8 protein-coding genes are annotated in these 12119 nt (G+C 69.5%); 7 read left to right on the top strand and 1 reads right to left on the bottom strand.

Going from position 1 to position 12119, the window contains the following annotated elements; genetic code table 11:
* Nucleotides 1-1032 (bottom strand): LacI family DNA-binding transcriptional regulator (locus tag VGS97_RS10405; RefSeq protein ID WP_326853128.1); only part of this gene is annotated, 1032 nt, incomplete at its 3' end.
* Nucleotides 1033-1321: 289 nt separating this feature from the next.
* Here VGS97_RS10405 and VGS97_RS10400 point away from each other — a divergent pair.
* The 7 genes from VGS97_RS10400 to VGS97_RS10370 all read left to right on the top strand — a co-directional run bounded on the left by VGS97_RS10400 (nt 1322) and on the right by VGS97_RS10370 (nt 11954).
* On the top strand, nt 1322-3889 hold the full coding sequence (locus VGS97_RS10400; RefSeq protein WP_326853127.1) for a glycoside hydrolase family 3 N-terminal domain-containing protein: 2568 nt from the start codon (nt 1322-1324) through the stop codon (nt 3887-3889).
* A gap of 1 nt (nt 3890) precedes the next feature.
* Complete coding sequence (locus VGS97_RS10395) at nt 3891-4886, top strand: ABC transporter permease (RefSeq protein WP_326853126.1); 996 nt, start codon at nt 3891-3893, stop codon at nt 4884-4886.
* On the top strand, nt 4880-5806 hold the full coding sequence (locus VGS97_RS10390; RefSeq protein WP_326853125.1) for a carbohydrate ABC transporter permease: 927 nt from the start codon (nt 4880-4882) through the stop codon (nt 5804-5806). Before VGS97_RS10395 ends, VGS97_RS10390 begins: the two co-directional genes overlap by 7 nt.
* Before the next feature lie 61 nt (nt 5807-5867).
* On the top strand, nt 5868-7571 hold the full coding sequence (locus tag VGS97_RS10385; RefSeq protein WP_326853124.1) for a sugar ABC transporter substrate-binding protein: 1704 nt from the start codon (nt 5868-5870) through the stop codon (nt 7569-7571).
* 75 nt (nt 7572-7646) lie between these two features.
* Entirely contained in the window at nt 7647-9197 is a 1551-nt protein-coding gene (locus VGS97_RS10380) for a GH39 family glycosyl hydrolase (protein ID WP_326853123.1), read from the top strand.
* Nucleotides 9194-9898, top strand: a complete 705-nt coding sequence (locus VGS97_RS10375) for a hypothetical protein (RefSeq protein ID WP_326853122.1) — start codon at nt 9194-9196, stop codon at nt 9896-9898. Before VGS97_RS10380 ends, VGS97_RS10375 begins: the two co-directional genes overlap by 4 nt.
* A gap of 19 nt (nt 9899-9917) precedes the next feature.
* Nucleotides 9918-11954: a beta-galactosidase gene (locus VGS97_RS10370; RefSeq protein ID WP_326853121.1), complete on the top strand. Its 2037-nt coding sequence runs from the start codon at nt 9918-9920 to the stop codon at nt 11952-11954.
* Nucleotides 11955-12119: the final 165 nt, after the last annotated feature.

The raw sequence follows: 12119 nt of genomic DNA, 5'->3' as shown, positions 1-12119 counted from the left end.
GGCGGGTGGGGCGGTGCTTTCGCGTAGGACTAGTTCGGTGACCAGGTCTACGCGGCTGGTCGGCAGGGCTGCGCTGCGGGCCAGGTCCAGCAGCATTCGGGTTGCGGTCTCGGCCATGTCGCGCAGTGGCTGGTTGACCGTCGTGAGCGCCGGGGCGGTCCACGCGGCGACGGGTAGGTTGTCGTAGCCGATCACGGAGAGCTGGCGGGGTACGTCCAGGCCTAGCTTGCGTGCCGCGCGTAGGACGCCCATCGCCTGCATGTCGGAGCCGGCGAAGACGGCGGTTGGGCGGTCCGCGCGATCCAGCAGCTTGATGCCGTGTTCGTAGCCTGCGTCGACGTGGAAGTTTCCGTAGCGAACCAGGTCCGGGTCGACCGGGAGGTCGGCTTCGTCGTGCGCGGAACGGAAGCCGGCCAGGCGGGCCTGGCTGCACAGCACGTCTCGGGGGCCTGAGATGATCGCGATGCGGCGGTGGCCGAGCTCCAGCAGATGGCGGGTCGCCAGCAGGCCGCCGTTCCAGTTGTTCGAGCCGACGGTCGGCACCGAGGCGGTGGTCGCGCTGTCGGTGTCCACGACCACGAACGGGATGCGCTGGCGCTGCAACTGCTGGCTTTGCGGCGGGGTCGGGCTGCACAGCACGAACAGCACGCCGAGCGGCCGGCCGGTGAGCACGCCGTCCAGCCACGGCTGCGGCGGGTGGTGCTGCCCGCCGAGTTGCGAGAGCACGACGTCGGCGTTCGCCGCCGCCGCCACGATCTCGACGCCGCCGATGATCACCATCGCCCACGCGGAGTCGAACTCGTGGAAGACCAGGCGGATCTTGCCCGCGTCGACCGGCCGACGCTGCTGGCGGCGGCGGTACCGGTGCAGTTCGAGGCTCGCCTCGACCCGCGCCCTGGTTTCGGGCGCGACGTCGGCGCGGCCGTTGAGCACCTTGGAGACGGTCGCGACGGACACGCCGACCTCGTCGGCGATGGCCGCGATCGTCGGGGCCGGGGAGCCCGGGCCATCGTCCGCCCGTGAAGAGGTCATCGAAAGGTCACCTGTAGAGGTAAAAACTTTCGGGAAGCATAGCAACGGATCCAAGGATGTACAGCGTCGCGTGGTGAGACTTTCAGGCTACTGAACCCGGGAGCCGCTAAGCCGGGAAGCTGTGTGGGGGCAGCAAAGAGCGGTGTCAGAGACTCTTGACACGCTTCGGGAGAGAGCCTACTTTTCCGCAAAACACTGCGGTTACAATCTCGAAACTTTCGAAAGTCCCGAGCGCACCCGCGTGCCCTTGATCAGGTGTCCGGGGTCTGCGTCGCGGCGAAGGGACGGCATGGTGATTCAGGGGTCTGCCGACACTGACCGCTCGGACGGCGGCACGGCGCGCTGGCGTGACGCGCGGCTGACGCCCGCCGAGCGGGCCGACGCTCTCATCCCGCTGATGACCTTGGAGGAGAAGGTCGCGCAGCTGGTCGGGGTGTGGGTCGGCGCCGACGCGTCGGGGCAGGGCGTCGCGCCGCACCAGGACGAGATGCGCAACGGCACGCCGTGGCCCGAACTCATCCAGCACGGTCTCGGCCAGCTGACCAGGCCGTTCGGCAGCGCGCCGGTCGAGCCCGCGCCCGGCGCGCGGTCGCTGGCCGCTTCCCAGGCGCAGATCGCGGCGGCCAGCCGGTTCGGCATTGCGGCGCAGGTGCACGAGGAGTGCCTCACCGGCTTCGCCACCTGGCGCGCGACCGCGTACCCGGCGCCGCTGAGCTGGGGCGCCTGCTTCGATCCCGAGCTGGTCGGGCTGATGTCCGGCCGGATCGGCCGGTCCATGCGCGCGGCCGGGGTGCATCAGGGTCTTGCCCCGGTTCTCGACGTGACCCGCGACTACCGCTGGGGCCGCACCGAGGAGACCATCGGCGAGGATCCCTACCTGGTCGGCGTGATCGGCACCGCCTATGTCAGGGGCCTGGAGGGCGCCGGGATCGTCGCCACGCTCAAGCACTTCGCTGGCTACTCCGCCTCGCGCGGCGGCCGCAATCTCGCCCCGGTGCCGATGGGGCGCCGCGAACTGGCCGACGTGGTGCTGCCGCCGTTCGAGATGGCGCTGCGCCTCGGCGGCGCTCGCTCGGTGATGCACTCGTACGCCGAGATCGACGGCGTTCCGGTCGCGGCGGACGAAGGGCTGCTGACCGGCCTGCTGCGGGACGAGTGGGGATTCACCGGCACGGTCGTCGGCGACTACTTCGCGGTGCGGTTCCTCCAGACGCTGCACGGCGTCGCCGCCGAGGCGGCGGATGCGGCGGGGCTGGCGCTGCGGGCCGGGATCGACGTCGAGCTGCCGACGGTGGATGCGTATGGCGCGCCGCTGGTCGAGGCGGTGCGCAGCGGGAAGGTCGACGGGGCGCTGGTCGACCGGGCACTTCGCAGGGTGCTGACGCAGAAGGTGCAGCTCGGCCTGCTGGACGGGGCGGTGGGCGCGGGAGTCGCCGAGGGGGCCGACGGTCGCGTCGGTGGAGGTGTCGGCGGAGTCGATGGCGTCGACGGGGCCGACGGGCTGGTTCTGGATGACGAGGAGAATCAGGAACTTGCGCTGCGGCTGGCTCGTGAGGCGGTCATCCTGCTGCGCAACACGGACGGGGTCCTGCCGCTGACGCCGCGGCGGCGGGTCGCGCTAGTCGGGCCGGTGGCCGACGATCCGCTGGCCATGCTCGGCTGCTACTCGTTTCCGATCCATGTGAGTACTCACTCCGGTCACGGCATCGGGCTGGAGATCCCGTCGCTGCGCTCCTCGCTCAGTGAGCTGATTCCCGGGCTGGTTCATGCGCCCGGCTGCGCCGTCAGCGGCGACGACACCTCGGGCATCGCGGCCGCCGCCGCGCTCGCGGCGCAGTGCGACGTGTGTGTACTGGCCGTCGGCGACCGGGCGGGGCTGTTCGGACGCGGCACGTCGGGCGAAGGCTGCGACGCGGCGGACCTGCGCCTGCCTGGTGTGCAGGCGGAACTGGTGCGGGCCGTGCTGGCGACGGGCACGCCGGTGGTCCTGGTGCTGTTGGCGGGACGGCCGTACGCGCTCGGCGACGAAGTGGCGCAGGCTGCGGGCATCGTCTGCGCCTTCTTCCCCGGGCAGCGCGGCGGCCAAGCGCTGGCCGAGGTGCTCACCGGCGCGGTCGAGCCGTCCGGCCGGTTGCCTGTCAGTGTGCTGCGTGACGCCGGCGGCCTGCCCGCCACTTACCTCTCGCCGCCGCTCGGCCGGCGCACGAAGGTCTCCTCGATCGACCCGACGCCGGCGTTCCCGTTCGGATACGGGCTCGGATACACGAGCTTCGGGTGGGACGAAGCGCGGGTGGGCGGGAGCGGGGACGGCGAGGCCGGGGAGCCGGCGCCCGATCCTGCGCAGCCGGTGTCGTGGCCCGTCGACGGCGAGGCCACCGTGAGCATCAGGGTTCGAAATACCGGGTCGCGGGCGGGCACCGAGGTCGTTCAGCTCTACCTGCACGACCCGGTCGCGCAGACGACCCGGCCGGTGGTGCGGCTGATCGGATTCGCGCGCGTCCCGCTGTCGCCCGGCGAGGCGGCGCGGGTGTCGTTCACCGTGCCGGCCGACCTCACGTCGTTCACCGGCGTACGCGGTCGGCGCATCGTCGAGCCCGGATACGTCGAACTGCGCTTCGGGCGGTCCAGCGCGCACACGGAGGCCGTCGTCGCGCTGCGGTTGACCGGCCCGGAGCGCGAGGTCGGCCACGACCGGCGGCTGGTCTCGGTCGCCCGCGTCTGGCCCGTCGGTGCGGCGCCTGCCGCCGGAGCCGGGGCGGTCGGCGATGCGGCGGGCGATTCGGGCGGCGAATCAAGCCTCGTGGTCGGGAACGGCGGGCACGCGCTCGCGCGGACCCTGCCGCAGGCCGGAGGATGAGATGAGCACACCGAGAACCCTGGATCCGCCCTCGGACATCCTGGAGAATCCGCCGCCACGGCGGTCCGGACGCTCCCGCCGACCGCGCCCGCAGCGGCTGACCTGGCGCCGTGCGATACGCCGGGACTGGCGGCTGTACACGCTCGTGATCGCGCCGCTGCTGTTCTTCGCGTTCTTCCGGTACCTGCCGATGGTCGGCAACGTGATCGCGTTCCGCCGCTACGAGCCGGGCGGCAGCCTGTTCGGCCAGACGTGGGTCGGCCTGCACTACTTCCAGCTGTTCTGGACCGACCCGACGTTCTGGCAGGTGTTCACCAACACGCTGATCATCGGCGGGCTGACGCTGCTGTTCACCTTCCCGGTGCCGATCGTCCTCGCGCTGCTGCTCAACGAGGTGCGAACCAGCAGCCTCAAACGCTTCGTGCAGTCCGTGTCGTACCTGCCGCACTTCCTGTCGATCGTGGTGGTCGCGGCCGTCATCATGCAGCTGCTGTCCGACAACGGCGCGGTGAACCAGGCGCTGCACGCGGTCGGCCACGCGCCGATCACGTTCCTCCAGGAACCCGGCTGGTTCCGGCAGATCTACGTCTCCTCCGAGGTGTGGCAGACGGCGGGTTGGGGCACCATCCTCTACCTCGCCGCGCTGACCACCATCGACAGCCAGCTCTACGAGCAGGCCAGGATCGACGGCGCGAACCGGTGGCAGCAGACCTGGCACGTGACGCTGCCCGGGATCCGGCCCACCATGATGACCCTGCTGATCCTCAACATCGGCACGTTCATGGCGGTCGGCTTCGAGAAGATCCTGCTGCTCTACAACCCCCTGACTTATCCGACCGCGGACGTCATCTCCACCTATCTGTTCCGCGTCGGGGTGGTGTCGGGCAGCTTCAGCTACGCCGCGGCGATCGGCCTGTTCGAGTCCGTGATCGGGCTGACGCTGGTCATCGGGGCGAACACCCTGTCCCGCCGGCTGATGGGGGCGAGCCTGTGGTAGCCGTCAGTGCACTGCGACCCGAGCGCGAGGTTCCGGTCCGGCGCAAGCGGATCCGGCCGAGCAGGGGGTACCGGGTCTTCCAGGTCGTCAACACCCTGATCCTGGTTGGGGTCGTGGTGGCGACGCTGTACCCGTTCGTCAACATCCTGGCGCAGTCGTTCAGCTCCGAGTCCGCGATCACGGCCGGGCAGGTGAACCTCGTCCCGCACGGGTTCAACATCACCACCTACAAGACGGTGATGAAGGACTCGACGTTCTGGGTGAACTACCGCAACACCGTGCAGTACACGGTCACCGCCACCGCGATCTCCATGGTGCTCACCACCTGCTACGCCTACGTGCTCTCGAAGCGGCAGGTCAAGGGGCGCGGCGTGCTGGTCGGGATCGCCGTGTTCACCATGTTCTTCAACGGCGGCCTGATCCCCAACTACGTCCTGGTCAGCCAGCTCGGGCTGCGCAACACGATCTGGGCGATCGTGCTGCCCAACGCCATCAATGTGTTCAACCTGCTGGTGATGAAGGCGTTCTTCGAGAGCCTGCCGGGCGAACTGGAGGAGGCGGCCGCGGTCGACGGCCTGAGCACGTACGGCATCCTGCTGCGGATCGTGCTGCCGCTGTCGAAGGCCGTGCTGGCCACGATGGTCCTCTTCTACGCGGTCTCGTACTGGAACTCCTGGTTCAGCGCGTTCCTGTACATGGACCGCTCCGACCTGTTCCCGGTCACTGTGTATCTGCGCAACCTGATCGCCGGGGCCACCGGCGGGGGGAACGAGGGCATGTCCAGCGACCTCGCGCTACAGATCGCGGCCAACATCCAGGCCGTGACCATCGTGCTCACCGTGATCCCGATCCTGACCGTCTACCCCTTCATCCAGCGCTACTTCGTCTCCGGCGTGATGCTCGGCGCGGTCAAGGGCTAGCTCGCAACACCACTATCCACACCACTCCACGCACCTGTTCCGCACAGACACAGGAGTCTCGATGAACAGAGTTTCAACGAACATATTCAAACGGGCCGACGGCCTTCCGGCGAGCGGATTGTCCCGGCGCCGGATGCTCGCCGGGACGGCCGGGGTCGCCGCGCTCGGCGCCCTGGCGGCGTGCAGCGACAGCAGCAGTTCCTCGTCGAGCGACAACCTGTCGTCGAACCGTGACGGCTCGATGTCCAAGTACGGCGTCGGCGACCAGTTCAAGGCCACCACGCCGCTGGACTTCTCGATCATGATGCTGAGCAACCCGGGCTACCCGTACAACCCGAACTGGCCGTTCTGGTCCGATCTGAAGTCGATGACCAACGTCTCGTTCACGCCGACGGTGATCCCGCTCAGCGACTACAACCAGAAGCGCAGCGTCATGGTCAGCGCGGGCAACGCCCCGATGATCATCCCGAAGACCTACCACCCGGCCGAGGAGGCGTACATCGCCGGCGGGGCGATCCTGCCGGTCAGCGACTACCTCGACCTGATGCCGAACTTCAAGGACCGGGTCGCCAAGTGGAACCTTCAGGGCGACCTCGACCAGCTGCGGGAGGCGGACGGCAAGTTCTACGTGCTGCCCGGCCTGCACCAGGACGTGTGGGTGGACTACTCGATCGCGGTGCGCACCGACATCCTGCAGAAGCTGAACATCTCGACGCCGCAGACCTGGGACGACGTGCACACCATGCTGCGCACGATGAAGGCGGCGTACCCGAATCAGTACCCGTTCTCCGACCGGTGGAGCTCCACTCCGCCCGGACCCGGCGCCAACGCCCTGTTGCAGACCATCGGCGCGGCGTTCGGCACCCAGGCCGGCTGGACCTACCAGCACTCGACCTGGGACGCGAGCAGCGGCGCGTTCGTCTACACCGGCGCGATGGACCAGTACAAGCAGATGGTCACGTATCTCAATACGCTGGTCAGCGAGAAGCTGATGGACCCGGAGAGCTTCACCCAGAGCGACGACCAGGCCAAGCAGAAGTTCGCCAACGGCCAGTCGTTCGTCATCAGCGCCAACGCGCAGGAAGTGGTCAACAGCTACCGCAAGAACATCGCGCACCTCCCCGGCGCGACGGTGCAGAAGATCCCGGTGCCGATGGGCCCGGCGGGCGCGACCAAGGTGGGCGTGCGCACCGAGAACGGCGTGATGGTCTCGGCGAAGGCCCGCGACAGCAAGAACTTCGTCGCCATGATGCAGTTGATCGACTGGCTCTGGTACTCCGACGCGGGCCAGATGTTCTGCAAGTGGGGCGTCCAGGGCACCACGTACACCGGTAGCGTGAACGACGGCAGCTTCAAGCTCGAACCCGATGTCACCTGGGCCGGTGTCAACCCCGGCGGGAGCAAGAACCTTCAGGTGACGTACGGCTTCTTCAACGGCGTGTTCGCCTACGGCGGCAGCACCAAGTTCCTCGACTCCCAGTTCACGCCCGAGGAACTGACCTTCCAGACCGCGATGAACGCCCGCCAGACGCTGCCGCTGCCGCCGCCGCACCCGCTCAGCGCGGACGACCGCGAGCAGGCGACGCTGTGGGAGACGAGCCTGCTGGACTACGTGAACCAGCAGACGCTCCAGTTCATCCTCGGCCGGCGGCCGCTGAGCCAGTGGGACCAGTACGTCTCCGAGTTGAAGGGCCGTAACTCGGACCAGTACATCGAACTGGTCAACAAGGCGTACACCAACTTCAAGAAGAACCACGGCAGCTGAGCGCGGCCGATCCCGGCTGACCATCACTGACCGCGCTTGACCCGAGCAGGAGCACCCGCGGAAGGAGTACCAGCGTTGCCGAACCCGATCGTCGTTCCGCCGCGGGCCTCGGGCCGGCTGACCGACGCCTGGCGCTACTGCGTCGGCACCGGCCGGTTCGAGCTCGCGCTGCGCCGCGATTATCAGGACTCGCTCGCCCTTGTCCAGCGGGAGATCGGGTTCCGGCACATCCGCGGGCACGGCCTGCTCAGCGACGGCGTCGGCGTGTACCGGCCCTACGAGTATCAGGGCACGAGGCACGTGCGGCACGTGTTCACGTACGTCGACCAGGTGGTCGACGCCTACCTCGGCCTCGGTATCGCACCGCTGGTGGAGCTGGGCCTCATGCCCTCCGCGCTCGCCTCCGGCGACCAGACGGTGTTCTGGTGGCGGGGCAACGTCACGCCGCCGAGCGACCACGCCGAGTGGGCCGCGCTGGTGCGCGCGACGGTGGCGCACCTGGTCGACCGCTACGGGCTCGACCAGGTGCGCGGCTGGCCGATCGAGGTGTGGAACGAGCCGAGTCTCAAAGAGCTCTGGCAGGGCGCCGACCAGGACGCCTACCACCGGCTGTACGAGGTCTCCGCGCACGCCGTCAAGGACGTGGACGCCTCGCTCCAGGTCGGCGGCCCGGTCCTGTCACCCGGCTCGGACGAGTGGCTGGTGCCGTTCGCCGAGTTCGCCGCCGCCCGGTCGGTGCCCGTCGACTTCATCAGCCGGCACGCCTACAGCTCCGGCCCGGCGCAGTACGTGCCCTTCGGTACGTATCAGACCCTTAAGCCGCCGTCCTCGCTGCTGGAGCAGTTCGCCTCGCCCAGGCGGCTCCTGCGCGGCACGGCGCTGGCGGATCTTCCCGTGCACATCACCGAGTTCAACTCCTCGTACCGGCCGGACAACGCGATTCACGACACCGCGTTCCAAGCCGCCTATCTCGCGCCCGTGCTCGCCGCCGGCGGCGACCTGGTGGACTCCTTCTCCTACTGGACGTTCAGCGACATGTTCGAGGAGCTGGGAGTACCGCCCGCGCTGTTCCACGGCGGATTCGGCCTGCTGACGCACCGTCAGATCAAGAAGCCCGCGTACCACGTGTACGCCTTCATGGCGCGGATGGGAGAGCAGATCCTCGCGCGCGGAGATGATCACCTGGTGACCCGGCACGCGGACGGCCGGATCGCCGTGCTGGCCTGGGCTCCGGTCGACGTCACCGGCGGCGAGCCGGTGTCAGGGCACGCACTGCGGTTCTCGATCCCGCTTGAGGGCGGGGCGTCGCCGTCAGCCTTCGTACTGCGTTCCTCGGTGAGCGAGGAGGCGGGCAATGCCTGGCGGGCGTGGTGCGAACTGGGCCGCCCGGCCTCTGCGACGTCCCGCCAGCTCGACATCCTGCGCGAGGCGGCCGAGCCGGCCCGCAGGCACTGGAGCGCGCCGATCGTCGCAGGGCGCGTCGACCTCGACCTCGCCCTGGACCGCCACGAGGTGACGTTGGTCGAGATCAGCGCCGTGACCGACGAGACGCCGCCGTGGTGGGACGCGCGGCGGCTGCTCGGCCTGCCGGTCGACGACGGCGACAGGCCGCAGGAGCCGCGATGAGCGGCGATGCCACCGGAACCCGGGCGGGAGCGCGGCGGGAGTTCGGCGAGGGGCCGCTCGCGCGCGTCGCAGCCCTCGTCTACAGCCTGCTGGTGATCGAGTTGCTGCTGCTGGCCGCCACGCTGCCCGGCATGGTCCCGCTGGTGCTGCTCGATCGCGACGCGAGCAACGCGCCGCTGGCGGTTGCCTGCGCGATTCCGCTCGGCCCGGCGCTGTCCGCCGCGCTCTACGCACTGCGAAAGCACAAGGGCGACTTGACCGATCTGAAGCCCGCGGCGGCGTTCTGGCGCGGCTACCGGCTCAACGCCGGGGGCGTGCTGCGGGTCTGGGTCCCGTGGCTGGCGCTGATGGCGGTGCTCTCGGTGAACCTGTCGCACGCGCGGGCCGCGGCGATCCCCGGCTGGTGGGTGGGGCTGCTGGTCGCCTTCGCCGTCGCGTCGGCGCTGTGGATGGCCAACGCGCTGGTGATCGTCTCGCTGTTCGCGTTCCGCACCGTCGACGTCGCCCGGCTGGCCGCGTATCTCCTCGGCCGCACGAAGAGCGTGACGCTGGGGAATCTCGGCCTGCTGATCTGCGCGGCCGGTCTGGTCGCCGTCGCCTCCGAGGCGGTGCTCGCGCTGGCCAGCGTGCTGTTCGCGGCGTTCCTGCTGCGCGTCGGCCGGCCGATGATCGCGCTGGTCACCGAGGAGTTCACCGCATGACCGCTCTCGAAGAGCCCGCATGACACCGCCCGTCGTCCGGAAGGTGCTCTACGGCGGCGACTACAACCCGGAACAGTGGCCGCAGCAGGTGTGGGACCACGACTATCAGCTCTTTGACGCGGCGCGGATCGACACGGTCACGCTCGGCGTCTTCGACTGGGCCCTGATACAGCCCGCCGAGGACGTCTACGACTTCTCGCTGCTCGACCGGATCGTCGGGCGGGCGACCACCGAGGGCCGCGCCATCTGCCTGGCCACCGCGACCGGGGCTCACCCGCCGTGGCTTGCCCGCGCGTATCCCGAGGTCACGCGCACGGACTTCGAGGGCCGCAAGCACCGGTACGGGCAACGGCACAACGCCTGCCCCAGCTCGCCGGTCTTCCGCCGCCTTTCCGCCGAACTGGCCCGCCGCATCGCGCACCGGTACGCCGGTAATCCGTCCGTCGTGGCCTGGCACGTCGGCAACGAGTACGGCGGTGCCTGCTACTGCGCCCTGTGCGCCGAGGGTTTTCGCGACTGGCTGCAAAAGCGATACAGCACCCTGGAGGCCTTGAACGCGGCCTGGTACACGACGTTCTGGTCGCACATCTTCACCGCCTGGGACCAGATCGAGCCGCCGTCCGCGCTGACGGAGCACTGGCGCGGCCCGGACCACACCGCGTTCCAGGGCATCACGCTGGACTATCTGCGGTTCATGTCGGACGCGATGCTCGCCTGCTTCCTCGGCGAGAAGGCGGCGATCCGCGAATCGAGTCCTGACACGCCGGTCACGACGAACTTCATGGGCATGTACCGGCCGATCGACTACCACCGCTGGGCGCCGCATCTCGACTTCGCCTCCTGGGACAACTATCCGCCGGACGACACCTCGCAGGCGCGGATGGCCCTCACCCACGACCTGATGCGCGGCCTGAAGGACGGCCGGCCGTTCTGGCTGATGGAGCAGACGCCGAGCACGACGGCGAGCCGCGAGGTGAATCCGCTCAAGCGGCCGGGGGCCATGCGGTTGTGGAGCTGGCAGGCGGTGGCCCACGGCGCGGACGGCGTGCTGTTCTTCCAGCTGCGCGCCTCGCGCGGCGCCTGCGAGAAGTACCACGGCGCCGTCATCGGACACGCCGGCCGCTCGGACACGCGGGTCTTCCGCGAGGTCGCGCAGCTCGGCGCCGAACTGGAGCGGCTCGGCGGCGCGACCCTCGGCGCGCGCACACCCGCGCGGGTCGCAGTGCTCTTCGACTGGGACAGCTGGTGGGCGCTGGAGATCTCGGACGGGCCGTCCCGGCTGGTGCGCTATCAGCAGGTGGTGCTGGCCTACTACACCGCGCTGTGGGAGTCAGGCGTCGATGTCGACGTGCTGCCGGTGACGGCCGACCTGCGCCGTTACGACGTGGTCGTCGCGCCGGCGCTGCACATGCTCAAGGGCGACCTGGCGCGACGGCTGGAGGAGGTCGCCGCGCGCGGCGGCTCGGTGCTCACGACGTTCCTGTCCGGACGCGTGGACGAGGACGACAACGCGTTCCTGATGGACGTGCCCGGCCCGCTCGGACCGTTGATGGGCGTGCGGATCGACGAGTGGGACGCGCGCGGACCCGAGTTCGTCAACCCCGTGCGTCTCCGGGACGGGGAAACAGAGCTCGAAGTCGAGGCGCGCCTCGTGTTCGAACTCGTCATCCCGCAGGGCGCCGAGGCCGTCGGCACGTACCGGGCCGACTTCTACGCCGGGACGCCCGCCGTCACCCGCAACACATTCGGCGCGGGCCACGGCTGGTACGTCGCCGCCGGGCTGGACCAGCGCGGCGTCTCGTGGGTGGTGCGGCGCGTCCTGAGCGCGCACGACATCGCACCGCGGCACCCGGACGTGCCCGGCCTCGAAACGGCAGTCCGGATCGCCCCCGATGGCGCTGAGCTGCTCTTTCTGCTCAACCACGGCGAGGAGCCCGTTGAGTTCGGGGTGACGCGATCCGGCACGGACGTGCTGTCCGGCGCCCACTTCGAATCCGGGCAGCGCATCACCCTCGACCCGCGAGACGTCACCGTTCTGCGCAGTGAGGTCGGCTGAAGCAGTGAGGTCGGCTGAAACGGCACTAGGGGGTGTTTGAGAAGTGGGGCCGGGGTCGCGGCGCCTGTCACGCACGCTCGCCGCGTTGTCGGTTCGCCCCCAGACAACCAGTCTGGAGGCGAACCTCCGCCTTGCGATCGCACGCGCCATGCGCCGCGCCCTGAA

Source organism: Actinocrinis sp. (genome assembly GCF_035946395.1).
In the GTDB taxonomy this organism is placed as follows: domain Bacteria; phylum Actinomycetota; class Actinomycetes; order Streptomycetales; family Catenulisporaceae; genus Actinocrinis.
This window is presented reverse-complemented; position numbering and strand designations above follow the sequence as displayed.

Excerpts from the sequence above, each read along its gene's own strand:
- VGS97_RS10395 (WP_326853126.1), top strand. The coding sequence starts at position 3,891 with ATGAGCACACCGAGAACCCTGGATCCGCCCTCGGACATCCTGGAGAAT.
- VGS97_RS10400 (WP_326853127.1), top strand. The coding sequence starts at position 1,322 with ATGGTGATTCAGGGGTCTGCCGACACTGACCGCTCGGACGGCGGCACG.
- VGS97_RS10370 (WP_326853121.1), top strand. The coding sequence starts at position 9,918 with ATGACACCGCCCGTCGTCCGGAAGGTGCTCTACGGCGGCGACTACAAC.
- VGS97_RS10385 (WP_326853124.1), top strand. The coding sequence starts at position 5,868 with ATGAACAGAGTTTCAACGAACATATTCAAACGGGCCGACGGCCTTCCG.
- VGS97_RS10375 (WP_326853122.1), top strand. The coding sequence starts at position 9,194 with ATGAGCGGCGATGCCACCGGAACCCGGGCGGGAGCGCGGCGGGAGTTC.